Below are 17,742 nucleotides of genomic sequence, written 5' to 3' on the forward strand. Positions count from 1 at the left end.
CCGATTTGACAATTAAACAGGTATTCTATTACAATCCATTTTTAAAACTTTTATTTTTTATTTGAATGAAACTTTTTAATAGTTGATTTCAATTTGATAAATATTAATTCAAACTTTGAACAGCTTCGATATTTTTTAAAAAAACACTAATTTTGCGTTATGGTTAAAATAACGATAATTGGTTCCGGAAATGTTGCGCAACATTTAATAAAGGCTTTCACAAAAAGTGATAGAACGGAAATTGTGCAGGTCTTTTCAAGAAAAAAAGAATCATTACTGCATCTGGTCGATTCGGATAAAATTGTAACTGATTTTTCAGATTTAAAAGAAGCTGATTTGTATGTTATCTCTATTACTGATGATGCCATTTCTGAAGTTTCAGCACAATTACCTTTTGAAAATCAATTAGTAGTTCATACATCCGGAACTTCACCAATTGCCATATTAAATTCAAAAAACAGAAAAGGCGTTTTTTATCCTTTACAAACTTTTTCAAAAGCAAAGCCCGTTGATTTTTCGATTATTCCAATTTGTCTGGAAGCTGAAAATCAAACGGATTACACTATTTTGGAAACGGTTGCTAAAAGTATTTCGAATGCTGTTTTTTCTATCAGTTCACAGCAAAGAAAAGCATTGCATGTTTCCGCTGTTTTTGTAAACAATTTCACGAATCATTTATATCAGATAGGACAGGAAATTTGCGAAGAACATCAGGTTCCTTTCGAAATCTTAAAACCTCTTATTCAGGAAACTGCAGAAAAAATACAAACCCTTACCCCTGTTGATGCGCAAACTGGCCCGGCAAAACGTAACGATTCTACAACAATTGATGCTCATCTCAATTATTTAACCAATGAAAATCAAAAAAACATCTATAAAATCCTAACACAATCTATACAAAATAATGGCAAAACACTTTAAAGAAATAATGAATGACATCACAACGTTTGTTTTTGATGTTGATGGCGTACTTACAGACAGTTCCGTTTTTGTAACCAATGAAGGAGAAATGCTTCGTACCATGAATATTCGCGATGGTTACGCAATGAAAGCAGCTGTAGAGAGTGGTTTTAATGTATGTATTATTTCTGGCGGAAGCAACGAAGGTGTTCGTATAAGATTGCGTAATTTAGGCATTTCAGACATACATTTAGGAACTCCGGATAAAGTAGAAACTTTTAAACAATATACTGAAATACACAACATAAAGCCAGAAAACGTGTTATACATGGGTGATGATATTCCCGATTTTCATGTTATGAAATTAGTAGGTTTACCAACCTGTCCACAAGATGCAAGTCCTGAAATTAAAAATATCTGCCGTTATATTTCGCACGTTAAAGGCGGAAGAGGGGCTGTACGCGATGTAATCGAACAGGTTATGAAAGTTCAGGGAAAATGGATGGAATATTTTAACGGAAAACACGACTAAATAATTATCAATTGTTAATTATCAATTGTTTATCCAAATCTTTGAACTTAAAATGAAATTCCTAAAACTTATTCGTTACCAAAATCTGTTAATGCTTGCTTTTATGCAGGTTTTATTCCGTTATTCTTTTTTAAAACAACAAAATATTCCTTTGGCCTTATCAGACTTTCAGTATGGTTTATTGGTTTTAAGCACCGTTTTAATTGCAGCCGCGGGATATGTAATTAATAACATTTTCGATGTAGAAACAGATTCAATAAATAAGCCAAAAGATGTAATCATCGGCAAAGGCATTTCTGAAACTGCGGGTTATAATATCTATATTGCATTAAATATTGCCGGTGTTGCAATTGGTTTTTATTTATCAAATGTAATACAGAGACCCGGATTTGCAACTCTTTTTATATTGATTGCTTCAATGCTTTATTTTTATTCTACAACCTTAAAACAAATTATGATCTTAGGAAACATTGTTGTCGCATTATTATTAGCAATCAGTGTTATTATCATTGGTGTTTTTGATATTTTCCCAGCAACAATTTCTGAAAACAAAGCACAAATGACTAGTTTGTTTTCTATCTTAACCGATTATGCTTTATTTGCCTTTATGATTAATTTTATAAGAGAAATAGTCAAAGACATTGAAGATGTAAACGGAGATTACAATCAGGGAATGAATACCCTTCCTATTGCCATTGGAATTAGCAGAACCGCTAAAATTGCGTCCATACTTTCAATTATACCTTTTATTTTATTATTGCTTTATATTAAAAATTACTTTGTTGAGAATGGCCTTTTTATAGCAACTTTATATGCGTTTGCATTAGTTTTGGCACCGCTTCTTTACTTCATAATTAAAACTTTTACTGCTAATTCACAGAAGGAGTTCCATCATTTAAGCACTGTTTTGAAACTAATTTTGCTTTTCGGAATTTTATCAATTGTGGTTATTACCTTAAATATTCATTACAATGCTTAAAGAAAAACTAAAAAAATATACTTTAATACTAGCTTCAGGATCACCGAGAAGACAGCAATTTTTTAAAGATCTGGATTTAGACTTCGAAATCAGGTTAAAAGATATTGAAGAAATATATCCTCCGGAATTAAAGGCTGTTGAAATTACAGACTTTTTAGCACTTTTAAAAGCAAATGCCTTTGAAGGAGAATTAAAAGAAAATGAAATTTTAGTAACCAGTGACACTATTGTATGGCATCAAAATAAAGCATTAGGAAAACCAAAAAATGCAGAAGATGCTTTTGAAATGATAAAATCAATGTCAGGTACCACTCATGAAGTGATTACATCAGTCTGCTTTAAAACCAGCTCTGCTTCTACTCTTTTAAATGATATTACAAAAGTAACCTTCAACAATTTATCAGATGAAGCTATTTTGTATTATATAGAAAACTATAAACCGTATGATAAAGCCGGAGCCTATGGTATACAAGAATGGTTTGGCTTTATGGCTGTTGCAAAAGTTGAGGGTTCATACACAAATGTTATGGGGCTTCCAACTGCAAAAGTTTACGAATATTTGAGTATATTAGAGTAAAATTTAATTTATGTTTTCATTTAAAGAATATAGCCAGGAAATTTTAACCACTATAATTCTCCTTATAGCACTAGCAGCCCTAAGGGTTATCATTGCCCAATTAGTACGAAGATACGCCAGTACAAGTCACTTATTAGAACATCGCACTAATCTGGTTATTAAATACATTCATATTTTAATGAATATTTTGGTAACCATAAGTCTGATTGTTATTTGGGGCGTTGACACTAAAGATATTTTTATAACTGTTTCGTCAATTGCTACTGTAATCGGTGTTGCTATGTTTGCCCAATGGTCAATCTTAAGCAACATAACTTCCGGAATGATTTTGTTTTTTTCTTTTCCTTTCCGAATTGGTGACACCATTAAAATCCACGATAAGGATTTCCCGATTGAAGCAGAAATTGAAGATATCAGCGCCTTTCATGTGAATTTAAAAACTAAGGAAGGAGAAAAAATCATTTATCCAAATAACCTTTTATTGCAAAAAGGAATTTCAATTATGCCTCCAGTGTATGATGACAAGGAGTTTTTTGACTAATTCATAATGGGAATTTTATAAACTATATATTGAAAGCTAAAACAATAATTAATTAAATAAAGTTAATATTTGTTTAGCCTAATTATAGTTTAAAAATCCAAAAAATGAACCAGCCTGTAACATTGCCCTTTTATGCAAAATTTGCATTAATCCTTTTAAGTTTAATTTGCATTGGTTTTATCACATACATCGGCAGTAATATAATCACACCTGTGATGCTTGCATTTTTATTTACAGTTTTGTTATTGCCACTTCATACATTTCTAACCAACAAATTACGGCTTCCTGTATATCTTTCTTCTTTTATAACTGTACTGATTTTTGTACTGTGTATCATTGCTATTTTAGCATTCATTTCTTATCAGGTAACCGATATTGCCAATGATTTTGATATGATTAAAAAGAATGCCATCTCCTTTTTCAATAATGCACAATCCTACATTCATGAAAAATTTCAAATTAGTATATGGGAACAAAAAAAATATATAAATAAAGTGACGACTGATTCAGTGCAAAATGGTTCCGGAACATTAGGAACTGCTATTGGATCCTTAACTGATGTGTTAGCGAATTGTATGTTTGTAGTTGTTTTTACATTTTTGTTCCTTTTATACAAGACTCATTTTATCCTTTTTTTAGCTAAATTATTTAACAAAGAAGATCATCCGAAATTGAAGGAAATAATTACCCAAATAAAAATTTCCATAAACAATTATATACTTGGTCTTATTTTTGAAATGTTTGTAGTTTCTATTCTAACAGCTTTAGGTTTATGGATTATTGGTGCAAAATATTTTATTTTATTAGGGCTTTTAACCGGAATTTTAAATTTAATTCCATACATCGGAATTATGATTGCAGGAATTCTAACCATTTTATCTTCACTTACAGGAACTCCGGACGTATCCATAATTATAAGCATTCTAATTGTAAATATCATCGTGCAGCTTATTGACAATAACATACTTGTACCTTTAATAATCAATTCAAAAGTTGAAATTAATGCCCTATTTTCAATAATTGGAATTATTATTGGAGGAGCAGTTGCTGGAATCTCAGGAATGTTTTTGGCAATCCCTTTATTGGCAATTTTAAAAATTATTTTTGACCGAATTGAATCTTTAGAACCCTGGGGATATGTTATGGGCAATCACATGCCTAAAAAATTTACCTGGAGGATTAGAAAAGTAAAAACTGAAAATTAAATTGTTTTACTTTCAGGATATTATATCAAATTATACAATTCACCAATAATTTAAGCTAACTTTAGTAGCATGTTTCAAAACTTTATAAAAATAGTTTTAGTGTTTTTTCTTTGGAATTTTTCCCAAAGTGCTTTTTCACAAGAAAAACAGACTAAAAAAGATAGTGTTGAGACATATGAAAAAATTAAAAAACTATCAGAAAAAAGAAAATTTACTACCTTTTTAAGAAAAATAATTTTCAAACCCTCGAAAATTAAAAAGAAGAACAAAACATTAGTTGAAAAAAAACACCTGCCGAATATCGATGGAAAAATTATTAGAAACATTAGAATCATAACATTAGACCCTTTTGGGAATTCTGATACTGATTCTACTATGGTTCCAAATAATTGGGGAGAACGAACAGGAAATAGATTACACCTCAAAACTAAAAGATTTGCTATTCAGAACTTACTTCTTTTTAGAAAGAATTCATCATATGATAGTTATAAAATAAAAGAAACGGAACGTATTATCCGAGCTCAAAAATTTGTGAATAAAGTAACTATATCAGAAGAATTGGCTGGTGTAGGTAATGATTCTCTGGATGTTACAATTCGTGTACTTGATTCCTGGAGCTTACTCCCTAAGTTTTCAATTTCAAGCTCCCGTTTAGGTGTGGGGTTTAATGATCGTAATATTGTAGGTACTGGCCAGCAACTCGAATATAAATTTACTAACAGATTTGATGATGGACATAATGCTCATGATGCTTTATACACTGTGCCAAACATTAAAAATACTTTTATTACCACTAAATTTAAATACTATAATGATTTAGATGACAATTATATTAAAAGCATTTCAATAGAACGTCCTTTCTACTCTCCTCTTGCCAAATGGGCGGGTGGTGTTATTTTAGGTCAGCAATTTAGAAGTGACACCTTACAGGATGCAACTCTAAAATATGAACACCAGCCTTTTAAATATAATTCTCATGACTTTTGGGGTGCTAAGGCATTTAATATAAGTGGTGTAAATCCTAAAAAAAAGGAAAGAACTACTAACCTGATTATTTCCGGTCGCTTCTTAAATATTGATTATACGGAAAAACCCAGCTTTGCATTTGACACAATTAACTTTTTTTCAGATGAAAAACAATTTCTAATTGGTTTTGGAGTCAATACACGGGAATTCGTAAAGGATAATTATATTTTCAGAAACGGATATACCGAGGATGTTCCGATTGGAAGAATATACGGAATCACAGCAGGTTATCAATATAAAAATAAAATATGGCGTCCCTATCTCGGGGCTCAGGCTTCTTTTGGAGACTATTACAAATGGGGATTTTTAAGTACCAATTTCGAAATCGGAACTTTTTTCCATCAGGCAAAAACATATCAGACTTCTATTGCATTAGGTGCCAATTATTTTACCAATCTCCTGACAATTGGAAATTGGAAATTAAGACAATTCATTAAACCTGAAATGATTATAGGAATTAACCGAGAAAATTCTATAGGAGACCAGCTCACTATAAACGAAAATTACGGACTTCAGGGATTCAATGCAGCACACTATGGCAAAAGTAAAATGGTACTTACATTACAAACTCAGACCTATGCCCCTGAAGAAGTTTTAGGATTTAGGTTAAACCCTTATTTTAATTATTCAATTGCTGTATTAGGAAACAGTAATTCAGGTTTACTTCAAAATAAATATTATTCAAAATTCAGTTTGGGACTTTTAATCAGTAATGATTACCTTGTTTTTAGTGCATTTCAGCTATCTATTTCGTATTATCCGTCCATTCCATTCCAAGGAGAAAGTATTTTTAAAACAAATACTGTTGAAACCCAGGATATCGGCCTTGAGTCTTTTGAGTTAGGAAAACCTAAAATTGTTGAATATAAATAATCTTCTTTTAAAATTTAAAGGTAAAATTTATTTTATTCAAATACTTCTCAAAACAAATTAATAATCAACAACATATAAAATTATTATTATCATTTTGAAGTCATAAATCATTTTTCATAGGGCAAGTACATTCTAAAATATTATTTTGGCACAGTATATGAATATCCCCATATATCGATTAACATTAAAAAATATTAAAGATGAAAACAATTAAAATAGCAATCGTTGGATTATTTCTAATCTTTGCAAATGCCACGCAAGCTCAGGTATCAATAAATGTAAATATAGGAACTCCTCCAGCTTGGGGACCAGTAGGGTATTCAGAAATGGAATATTATTACCTTCCAGACATAGAAGCTTATTATGACGTACGCGCCTCGCAATTTATTTATTTTGGAGGTGGAAGATGGGTTAGAACAACTTACCTTCCAAGACATTATAGAAATTATGATTTGTACAGTGGCTATAAAGTAGTTTTAAATGATTACCACGGAAGAACTCCTTATAAATATTTTGACCGTCACAAGGTAAAATACTATAAAGGATATCATGGAGCTCCTCAAAGATGTTACAAGCCGAGACCAACTTACAGTTATAATGATCGTCGTCATGATAATCATAAAAGTTATAAGCATTATGATAAGCATCACGATAGACATAATAAGCACGATAGAAATGACAGACACGATAGACATGACAGACACGACAATCATGATCATGGAAGGAGATAAAATTTATCTTAATTTAAAAAACAGAGTACCAAAATTTGGTACTCTGTTTTTTTTTTGAACGATAAAATGTTAGAAAAATCCGTCCAAATACACTTAAACCTAAACTACTGTATAACAACAGGTTTTATTAAAAAAATTAACAATATCGCCCATGCTTTGTTATAAAAAACAACTTAAATTTGCACCGAATTTTAGAAACCAATAAGAAATTTTATGAGAAAGAATGTTTATTTATTTACATTTTTAACTATGTCACTTTTAATAGGTTGTGACAATAATGATGACAACACAAATGATAATCAGTCAAAAAATAAAATCACAATTACTACAGATCAAAATTCTTTGAATAAAAGACTTGATTATACCAATGCTGGAGTAATTTCAATTGAGAATAATAATGCTACAGGAAAACTGGCTAGCACAAGTTCCTCTACAACTCTTCCTTTGGTACAAATTGCAGAAGTAAATCCTCCGGTTGATAAAAATGGAAGAACCCTACAGGCAAGTCACGTTGCTGTAAATGGAAACTATGCCTATGTATCTTATACTATGAGAGGTGATGACTATTCTGGAGCAATAGATGTTATTGATGTTTCGGATCCATATAAACCTAAATTGGTCAATTCAGCATTAATTGCTAACACAGATATCACATCACTTACTTATTCTAACGGAAACTTAATTATTGGAGCTGCAAAAGACGTAGATACTGATCCTTTATTGATAAGTCCTTCGATAGTAATAAATATGGAACTGAGTTCTGGTTTACTTACAGATAAGTATAAAATCAACTATCTTGAAAGCAGAGTAACAACAGATGTTGCTGCAAATGCTACTTCTTATTTTGCTGTAACAGGTAATAACGGAAATTTATACAAATTTAATAGTTCGACTAAGGCAGTTGCTGGAAAAACAGCTGTAGAAGATTTACGATCAGTAGCTTTAACCAGTGATAAAGTTATAACATTGAGTGGTACTAAAGGAGTAAATGTTTACAATCAGTCAACGCTGTCTCTGCAAAAAAACTTTAGTATATCTACAGATGTGAGCGGTGCTAAAAGAACAATGGAAATTGACGGAACAAAACTTTTAGTTTCCGAAGGATATAATGGTTTGGGTGTTTACGATATCAATACCGGTTCAAAATTACAAAGTATAAATATACCTACTACAGGAGAAGACAATGTTACAAATGCAGTTTCTGTAAATGAAGGATATGCTTTCGTTGCGAATGGTGCATTAGGTTTAAACGTTTACCAAACAGGTTCTCAACTTAATTTATTAGGTACATTAGATATTTCAGGATCATCAAACTATGTAAAATCAAGTGGTAATTATATTTATGTTGCCAGCGGAAAAGGCGGTTTAAAAATCATTAAGATGGAAAAACCAAATAATACATTTGCAAGCTGTTCTCAATATGGAACATATAACCAAGGCAAAGATTTGATTTTAAATTCAAATGAGATTAAATCATATGCCGGATCTACTGCTATTAATTCTGCTATAGTAAATTCTGGTGGCGTACTTACACATTGTGGTTCAATATCAATTCAAAATGGTTTGATATTAAATAGTGGTGGTACTTTTAACATGAGAGGGAGTTTAGCTCAAGGTAAATATCAGCAGTCAAACCCAACAGAACTTATCATTAACAGTAATGCCATATTACAAATTGAAGGATCTGTTGTAATTTGGGGAGATTTAAGACTTAACAGCGGTGCAAAAATTAATTTTATTGAAAATTCTTCTATAACAATTTATGGGAAAGTAACCAAAAATAGCGGAGTAACTATTACAGGTAGTTATACTGATACAGAAAATAAATTGAAATAAATTATTTGTTTCTCAAAAAAGAGAGGATAATGCATCATTATTAAGAGAGATCATCATAGTATTGATGATCTCTCTTTTTTTTGACATCAATTAAACTAATCTGTTTATCTTAATTAAGATCAAAATAATAAACAAATAAGATTATACACAATTAATCTAACATAATCTGACCTTCAGATGATTGAAAAAATTTGATCTAATAATTATTCGATTTTTGGCATAAAAAAACCGTCAAAATAATTGACGGTCTTATTTGTAATTTATTTTAAAAGACTACATTGTAGCTTTTAATGCTTTAGCTTCAGCAGTCATTTCAAGTGCTTTGTAAACCCCTAACAACGTTTTAGAAACATCTTCGTTCTTAGGATCTAATTCATTTGCTTTTTTAAGATATGGAATTACACTTTTGAAAACATTTTCTCTTTGTTTTTTTAAAACATCATAACGCTTCATATCTTTATCAGAGGTACCTAATTTATTCATTTCATCAATAATCGGTTTTTCAGCCTCTAATTTTAATGCTGCAAGGTTAAGATAAGCATTTGCATAATAAGGATCTATTTCAATAACTTTTAAATAATATTTCTCAGCATCTGCAGCATTTTTAGCATTTGCACTTAATACACCAAGATTAAATATTAATTCTTTATTATTTGGATCTTTTTGCAAAGCTTCTCCAACTAATTTTTTATAGGTATCATAATCTTTAGTTTCTAAATATAAGTTAGCTTCAGAAAGAATTAAAGAAGAATCTTCCGGATTGGCTTTTCTTGCATCAGCTAAAGCTTTTTTAGCATCTTCAGTTCTTCCTTTCTGAACTAAGATTAAAGCATAATTTTTATAAATCTCACCTCTTTTAGAAGGAATATTTTCAGTTTTAGGATTATCATGAGTTCCTAACTTAATCGCTAAATCCCTATCTTTCAAATTATTAAATCCATCTTCACTACCCGAAGCTTTATTTACAGCTGTATAACTGGTTCCTTTTCCTGAATAATTTAATTTTTTTAATTCTTCATACATTGGTAAAGCTGCATCATAATCCTGAGCATTTACGTAAGTGGAAGCAGCATAATATAAGTTGATTGTATCTTTTTTATCTAACTGATAAGCTTCATAGAGTTTTTTTGCACCTTCAGCACTTTTGTTGGACTGAGTATCAGCAATCGCAGAGTTAATCAGTTGACCTCTGATATTTGTAATTGATGTTGCAGCCTGAGTTGAATATTTTTGCTTTCCGGAAGCCTTTTCAACCTCAATTAATTTTTTATAGCTATCGGCTGCTAACAAAAGATTTTTACCCTCTTCAACTTTTTTGGTTGCAAGATCCAAATAGGCATTCCCCTGAATAAAATAGTATTGTGCCTGCTCAGTATCTTTTGCATTTACAATAAGATTTTCTGCATCTTTTAATTGTGCAATGGCACCTTGTGCATCGCCACCTTTTAATGCTTTTTCAGCATTTTTTATTTGATCTTTTTGAGCAAAAGTAGCTACTGAAATCAAAAAAGCTGACGCTAGTATTACATATTTACTTTTCATAATTATTCAATTTGTGTATTTAATTTTAATTTATGTGATAACTTCTATTCTTCAGATTCTTCTTCGGAATCATCTTCATCTTCTACTTCTTCTTCAGAATCATCGTCTTCATCCTCTTCTACCGTGCCATCATCTTCAAGAACTTCTAAATCCGGTTTCACTCTTTCAATAACAGACTCAATAACATTTCCATCTTCATCTACAACCACTTCTTCTACATCATCTTTCATTACTTTAGTAACTGCTGCAATAGAGTCTTTTCCTTTAAGGTTAATCAATCTTACACCCTGAGTTGCACGTCCCATTACACGAAGATCTTCAATTGCCATTCTGATTGTTAAGCCCGATTTATTAATAATCATCAAATCATCAGAATCTGTAACAGCATTAATAGAGATTAATTTTCCTGTTTTCTCCGTAATATTTAGCGTTTTAACACCTTTTCCTCCACGGTTTGTAATTCTGTACACATCTTCTCCGTCATCATCAACTAATTTGGTACGTTTACCGTATCCGTTTTCAGTAACAACTAAAATTTGCGAATCATTAATATCATTTTTATCGACAGTAACCATACCAATTACTTCATCAGTATCATCTTTCAAAGTAATACCTCGAACTCCTGAAGCTGTTCTTCCCATCGGGCGTGTTTTTGTTTCTTCAAAACGAACCAGCTTACCGGATTTTACTGCTAAGATAATCTGACTTTCACCATTAGTTAATTGCGCGCCCATTAACTCATCACCTTCCTTAATAGTAATAGCTGCAACACCATTTACCCTCGGTTTAGAATATTTTTCTAAAGATGTTTTCTTAACCTGACCTTGTTTGGTAACCATTACAAGATTATGGCTGTTGATGTAATCTTTATCTTTTAAATCTTGTGTACAAATGAAAGCTTTTACTTTATCATCACTTTCAATATTTACAAGATTCTGGATTGCTCTTCCTTTAGCTGTTTTACTTCCTTCAGGAATTTCGTAAACTCGCATCCAGAAACATTTTCCTTTTTGCGTAAAGAACATCATATATTGATGGTTGGTTGCAACGAACATGTGTTCAAGGAAATCCTGATCTCTTGTTCCGGCGCTTTTTTGTCCTACTCCACCTCTATTCTGAGTTTTGTACTCTGTTAAGTTTGTACGTTTGATGTAACCTGCATGGGAAATTGTAATAACCACATTTTCATCAGCAATTAAGTCCTCAATACTTACATCTCCACCGGAATATTCAATTTGAGAACGACGCTCGTCACCATATTTATCACGGATTTCTTCAAGTTCTTCTTTAATTAAATTTGTTCTCAAATTTACATCTGCTAATAAAGCTTTTAAATGCTCAATTAACTTCATTAATTCTTCGAATTCAGCTCTTAACTTATCTTGTTCCAGACCTGTTAACTGACGTAAACGCATCTCTACAATAGCACGGGCCTGAATATCTGATAAACTGAATCTCTCAATTAATTTCTCACGAGCTTCTTCTGTGTTTTTAGAACCTCTGATAATAGCAATTACTTCATCAATATTGTCAGATGCAATAATTAATCCTTCTAAGATATGGGCTCTCTCTTCTGCTTTACGCAATTCAAACTGCGTTCTTCTAACTACAACATCATGGCGGTGCTCAATAAAATAATGAATCATATCTTTCAGATTCAGCATTTGTGGGCGTCCTTTTACTAATGCGATATTATTTACACTGAAAGAAGACTGGAGTTGTGTAAACTTATATAAGGTATTTAAAACTACGTTTGGAGTTGCATCGCGCTTTAAGATATAAACGATACGCATACCATTTCTGTCTGATTCGTCACGAATATTAGCAATACCTTCTATTTTTTTTTCGTTAACCAGGTCTGCTGTACGTTTGATCATATCAGCTTTATTAACCTGATACGGAATCTCAGTAACAATAATTGATTCTCTTCCATCAACTTCTTCAAAACCAACTTTAGCACGCATTACAATACGTCCTCTACCGGTTTTAAAAGCTTCGCGAACGCCTTCATAACCATATATAATACCTCCTGTTGGAAAATCCGGAGCTTTAATATGCGTCATTAATTCGTCTACTTCAATATCGTTATTATCAAGGTATGCTAATGTACCATTGATAACTTCAGTTAAATTGTGTGGAGGCATATTGGTTGCCATACCAACCGCAATACCCGTTGCTCCGTTCACTAATAAAGTTGGAACTCTTGTAGGCATTACTTTTGGTTCATATAATGTATCGTCAAAGTTCAATTGAAAGTCAACTGTTTCTTTTTCGATATCTGCCATAATTTCTTCCGAAATCTTTTTCATTCTGGCCTCGGTATAACGCATTGCTGCCGGGCTATCCCCGTCTACAGAACCAAAGTTACCCTGACCATCAACTAAAAGATAACGCATACTCCATTCCTGAGCCATACGAACCATGGCATCATAAACAGATGTATCACCGTGCGGGTGATACTTACCCAAAACCTCTCCTACAATTCTCGCAGATTTTTTGTGGGCTGATCTTGATGTTACTCCTAAGTCATACATTCCGTAAAGAACTCTTCGATGCACTGGTTTCAAGCCATCTCTAACATCTGGAAGTGCTCTTGATACGATTACTGACATCGAATAATCGATGTAAGCTGATTTCATTTCATCTTCAATGTTAATAGGAATTAACTTTTCTCCTTCAGACATAAATTGTTATATTAAATAATTATATTAATTTTCAAAGCGTGCCAAGATACGTTTTTTTGAAATTTTTTCAGCTATTTCCTTACAGATATTTCAATGATTTATTAACAACTTTTTTTTACCTTTTAGTTAATAAATTAAGCCTTTTTTAACTGTTTTATTATTATTTTTTTTGTCTATTAGCTGACAGGTGTTTCTGAAAGGTATGGTTTTTGTTTTTCAATCACTAATTCATTAAATTTACAATACCAATTATATATTATGGATGATAATTTTTCACCAAGAGTAAAAGATGTTATTACATACAGTAAAGAAGAAGCCCTTCGTTTAGGACACGACTTTATTGGTACTGAACATCTCATGCTGGGCATTTTAAGAGATGGAAACGGAAAAGCCATTCACATCCTTAATAACCTGGCAGTCGATTTAGACCATTTACGCAGGAAGGTAGAAATACTCAGTCCGGCAAACCACAGCGTTGAAGTAAATACCGAAAAGAAAAATCTTCACCTTACCCGACAGGCCGAAAGAGCCCTGAAGACAACTTTTCTTGAGGCTAAAGTATTTCAAAGCTCGTCGATTAGCACGGCACACCTGCTTTTATGCATCTTACGAAACGAAAACGATCCAACAACCAAGCTATTGAATAAACTAAAAATAGATTATGATATAGCTAAAGAACAGTATTTAAATATGACTCCAAACGAAGAAGAATTCTTAGAAAACTTGCCAAAAAACGAATCATACAATGATGATTCAGGACAAGATGACAGTCTTAAAGAAAGTAGTTTCAACAATCCAGCCAATAAGTCAAACAAAAAATCTAAAACCCCGGTTTTAGATAATTTTGGGAGAGATTTAACAGAAATGGCTGAAGAAGGAAAACTTGATCCGGTAGTAGGACGCGAAAAAGAAATTGAACGTGTTTCTCAAATTTTAAGCCGAAGAAAAAAGAACAATCCGCTTCTTATTGGAGAACCTGGAGTTGGTAAATCTGCTATTGCTGAAGGACTGGCTTTACGTATTATCCAAAAGAAAGTATCTCGTATTCTTTTCCACAAACGTGTAGTAACATTAGATCTTGCAAGTTTAGTTGCAGGTACAAAATACCGTGGTCAGTTTGAGGAAAGAATGAAAGCCGTAATGAACGAGCTTGAGAAGAATGACGATATTATTCTTTTTATTGATGAAATCCACACTATTGTAGGTGCCGGAGGAGCAACAGGCTCACTTGATGCTTCAAATATGTTCAAGCCTGCATTAGCAAGAGGTGAAATCCAATGTATTGGCGCAACTACTCTTGATGAGTACAGACAATATATTGAGAAAGATGGCGCTTTAGAAAGACGTTTTCAAAAAGTAATTGTAGAACCAACTTCTGTTGAAGAAACCATTGCTATCTTAAATAATGTAAAAGACAAATACGAAGACCATCACAATGTAACGTATACACCGGAAGCAATTGAAGCTTGTGTTAAATTAACAAACAGATATATGTCTGAGCGTTTTTTACCGGACAAAGCTATTGATGCCCTTGACGAAGCAGGTTCTCGTGTACATATTACAAATATTGATGTTCCAAAACAAATTCTTGATTTAGAACGTCAGCTGGAAGAAGTGCGTGAAAACAAAAATATGGTAGTTAAAAAACAAAAATATGAAGAAGCTGCCAAACTTCGTGATGATGAAAAACGTATCGAAAAAGATTTAGCCGTTGCACAGGAACAATGGGAAGAAGATTCTAAAAGCAACCGAATTGAAGTTACAGAAGATAATGTAGCCGACGTTGTTTCTATGATGACCGGAATTCCAGTAAACCGAATTGCACAGACAGAAAGCAACAAACTAGCCAAACTACCAGAATTAATTCAAAACAAAGTAATTGGTCAAAATGATGCTGTTTTAAAAATTGCACGTTCTATACAACGTAACAGAGCCGGACTTAAAGATCCTAATAAACCAATTGGTTCGTTTATTTTCTTAGGTCAGACAGGAGTTGGTAAAACACAATTGGCAAAAGTTTTAGCTAAGGAACTATTCGATTCTGAGGATGCATTAGTTCGTATCGATATGAGTGAGTACATGGAAAAATTTGCGATCTCACGTTTAGTTGGAGCGCCTCCGGGATATGTTGGTTACGAAGAAGGAGGTCAATTGACTGAAAAAGTTCGAAGAAAACCTTACTGTGTTGTCCTTTTAGATGAGATCGAAAAAGCACACCCGGATGTATTTAATATGATGCTTCAGGTATTGGATGACGGATATTTGACAGACAGTTTAGGTCGTAAAATCGACTTTAAAAATACTATTATTATCATGACATCTAACGTTGGTGCACGTCAGTTAAAAGATTTCGGACAAGGTGTCGGATTTGGAACTGCTGCGAAAGTAGCTCAGGCTGATGAAAATTCTAAAAGCATTATCGAAAATGCATTGAAGAAAACTTTCGCTCCTGAATTCTTAAACAGAATTGATGACGTAATTGTATTTAACGCATTAGAAAAAGCTGATATTGATCTTATCATTGAAATTGAACTTAAAAAATTATACGCCCGTATTTCAGAACTTGGCTATAATTTAAGTTTAACTGACAAAGCAAAAGCATTTATTGCCGAAAAAGGTTTTGACAGACAATTTGGAGCAAGACCATTAAAAAGAGCAATTCAGAAATATGTTGAAGATTTATTGGCTGAAGAAATCATAACTTCAAAAATACATTCAGGTGATGAAATCTTAATGGATTTAAAAGATGATTCTCAGGAACTTTCAGTAGAAATACACAAAGCAGAAGAGCCGACTAATCAATAAATTAGTTTAAATTTATAACAGAAATAACACACCCGTTACGTTTTCATAACATAACGGGTGTTTTTTTTAGGCAAATCACTATCTTTAGTAAATGCAAATAGCTATTTTTGAATATTAAATTTTTACAATAAAAAACAATATATGCTTCAAAACAAAGTCATTTTAGGCAGTGAAGAATGGTGCGCATTTCCTGATCTTGGAATCCCTACAATAAAGGCACGTGTAGATTCTGGTGCCAAAACTTCGGCAATGCACGCTATAAATATAGCTCCTTTCATAAAAAATGATGCTAATTGGGTGAAATTTGATATAAACCCAATTCAAAATAATATTAAAACTGTCATTCATTGCGAAGCTCCTTTAGTTGACAAAAGAATTGTAAAAAGTTCAAGTGGTTTCAGGGAACATCGTTATGTAATTCAGACCAGCATTAAACTTGGCGAAATAAAATGGCCAATCGAAATGACTTTAACCAATCGGGATTCAATGGGCTTCCGTATGCTTTTGGGACGCGAAGCTATGAGTGGACGTGTCTTGGTAGATCCTGAGGAAAAATATATGTTGGGACAGCCTTCTACCGAAACATTAAAAGAATTATACCAAAACTCAGAAAAAGCAACTTCCGGATTACGAATTGGACTTTTAGCCAGCAATCCTGAATTATACAGCAATAAAAGAATCATGGAAGCCGGCGAAATGCGTGGCCATGAAATGCATTTTTTGAATATCAAAGAATGCTACATGAAACTTGACGCCAAAACTCCTGAAATTCATTATCGTGGTGGAAAAATACTGAATCAATTTGACGCTATAATTCCAAGAATCAGACCAAGTATTACTTTTTATGGTTGTGCTTTAACACGTCAGTTTGAAGCTTTGAAAGTTTTTGTTTTAAATTCGGCTACAGCCATAACGCAATCACGTGATAAATTATATTCATTACAATTATTATTAAATAGCGGTATTGATATACCAACAACCGGTTTTGCAAATTCACCTTTAGATACAGACAATTTGATTAAAATGGTAGGTGGCTCTCCATTAATCGTAAAATTACTTGAAGGAACACAAGGAAAAGGCGTTGTTTTGGCTGAAACCAAAAAAGCAGCTGAAAGTGTTATCAATGCTTTTAAAAGCTTAAATGCAAACATTCTGGTTCAGGAATTCATAAAAGAGGCAAACGGAAAAGATATTCGTTGTTTTGTTATTGATGGTAAGGTGGTTGCTGCCATTCAGCGTGAAGCTATGCCGGGAGAATTTAGAGCCAATATTCATCTTGGTGGTACAGCCTCTGTAATAAAAGTAACAGCCGAAGAAAAAAAGATTGCTATTAAAGCCGCTAAAGCAATGGATCTAAAAGTGGCAGGTGTAGACATAATCCGATCTTCTAAAGGTCCATTATTGCTGGAGGTAAATTCTTCACCAGGCCTGGAAGGCATTGAAGGTGCAACAAACAAAGATGTTGCAGGAGAAATGATAAAAGCAATTGAGAAAAATTTTAAATTATAATC

General features: G+C 32.5%; 13 protein-coding genes. 11 read left to right on the forward strand and 2 right to left on the reverse strand.

Annotated elements, in window-relative coordinates:
• Positions 1-159 precede the first annotated feature (159 nt).
• The 9 genes from DMB68_RS07890 (at position 160) to DMB68_RS07930 (ending at position 9,200) form a co-directional block, all read left to right on the forward strand.
• Positions 160-921, forward strand: coding sequence for a Rossmann-like and DUF2520 domain-containing protein (locus DMB68_RS07890; RefSeq protein WP_110346058.1), 762 nt, complete (start codon positions 160-162; stop codon positions 919-921).
• A complete protein-coding gene (locus DMB68_RS07895; RefSeq protein WP_110346059.1) occupies positions 905-1,432 on the forward strand; it encodes a KdsC family phosphatase in 528 nt (175 codons plus the stop codon). Before DMB68_RS07890 ends, DMB68_RS07895 begins: the two co-directional genes overlap by 17 nt.
• A gap of 52 nt (positions 1,433-1,484) precedes the next feature.
• Positions 1,485-2,411 carry a geranylgeranylglycerol-phosphate geranylgeranyltransferase gene (locus tag DMB68_RS07900; protein ID WP_110346060.1) on the forward strand — a complete coding sequence of 309 codons (927 nt, stop codon included), beginning with the start codon at positions 1,485-1,487 and terminating at the stop codon, positions 2,409-2,411.
• Positions 2,404-2,988, forward strand: coding sequence for a Maf-like protein (locus DMB68_RS07905; RefSeq protein WP_110346061.1), 585 nt, complete (start codon positions 2,404-2,406; stop codon positions 2,986-2,988). The genes DMB68_RS07900 and DMB68_RS07905 overlap by 8 nt, the downstream gene beginning before the upstream one ends.
• Before the next feature lie 10 nt (positions 2,989-2,998).
• Positions 2,999-3,529: a mechanosensitive ion channel domain-containing protein gene (locus DMB68_RS07910; RefSeq protein WP_110346062.1), complete on the forward strand. Its 531-nt coding sequence runs from the start codon at positions 2,999-3,001 to the stop codon at positions 3,527-3,529.
• 104 nt (positions 3,530-3,633) lie between these two features.
• Positions 3,634-4,734 (forward strand): AI-2E family transporter, encoded by a 1,101-nt coding sequence (locus tag DMB68_RS07915; protein WP_110346063.1) that lies wholly within the window; start codon positions 3,634-3,636, stop codon positions 4,732-4,734.
• A gap of 69 nt (positions 4,735-4,803) precedes the next feature.
• Entirely contained in the window at positions 4,804-6,633 is a 1,830-nt protein-coding gene (locus tag DMB68_RS07920; RefSeq protein WP_110346064.1) for a BamA/TamA family outer membrane protein, read from the forward strand.
• Between the two features lie 200 nt (positions 6,634-6,833).
• Positions 6,834-7,364, forward strand: a complete 531-nt coding sequence (locus DMB68_RS07925) for a hypothetical protein (RefSeq protein WP_110346065.1) — start codon at positions 6,834-6,836, stop codon at positions 7,362-7,364.
• 249 nt (positions 7,365-7,613) lie between these two features.
• Entirely contained in the window at positions 7,614-9,200 is a 1,587-nt protein-coding gene (locus DMB68_RS07930; protein WP_231131608.1) for an LVIVD repeat-containing protein, read from the forward strand.
• 273 nt (positions 9,201-9,473) lie between these two features.
• Here the strand turns inward: DMB68_RS07930 and DMB68_RS07935 are convergent, their stop codons facing one another.
• Positions 9,474-10,742, reverse strand: a complete 1,269-nt coding sequence (locus DMB68_RS07935) for a tetratricopeptide repeat protein (RefSeq protein ID WP_110346067.1) — start codon at positions 10,740-10,742, stop codon at positions 9,474-9,476.
• A 44-nt stretch (positions 10,743-10,786) separates the two neighbouring features.
• Positions 10,787-13,426, reverse strand: a complete 2,640-nt coding sequence (gyrA, locus tag DMB68_RS07940; RefSeq protein WP_110346068.1) for a DNA gyrase subunit A — start codon at positions 13,424-13,426, stop codon at positions 10,787-10,789.
• A gap of 258 nt (positions 13,427-13,684) precedes the next feature.
• Between gyrA and DMB68_RS07945 the strand changes: the two genes are divergently transcribed.
• A complete protein-coding gene (locus DMB68_RS07945) occupies positions 13,685-16,231 on the forward strand; it encodes an ATP-dependent Clp protease ATP-binding subunit (protein ID WP_110346069.1) in 2,547 nt (848 codons plus the stop codon).
• A 141-nt stretch (positions 16,232-16,372) separates the two neighbouring features.
• Positions 16,373-17,740 (forward strand): 30S ribosomal protein S6--L-glutamate ligase, encoded by a 1,368-nt coding sequence (gene rimK, locus DMB68_RS07950; RefSeq protein WP_110346070.1) that lies wholly within the window; start codon positions 16,373-16,375, stop codon positions 17,738-17,740.
• Positions 17,741-17,742: the final 2 nt, after the last annotated feature.

Source organism: Flavobacterium hydrophilum (assembly GCF_003202405.1).
Lineage (GTDB): Bacteria > Bacteroidota > Bacteroidia > Flavobacteriales > Flavobacteriaceae > Flavobacterium > Flavobacterium hydrophilum.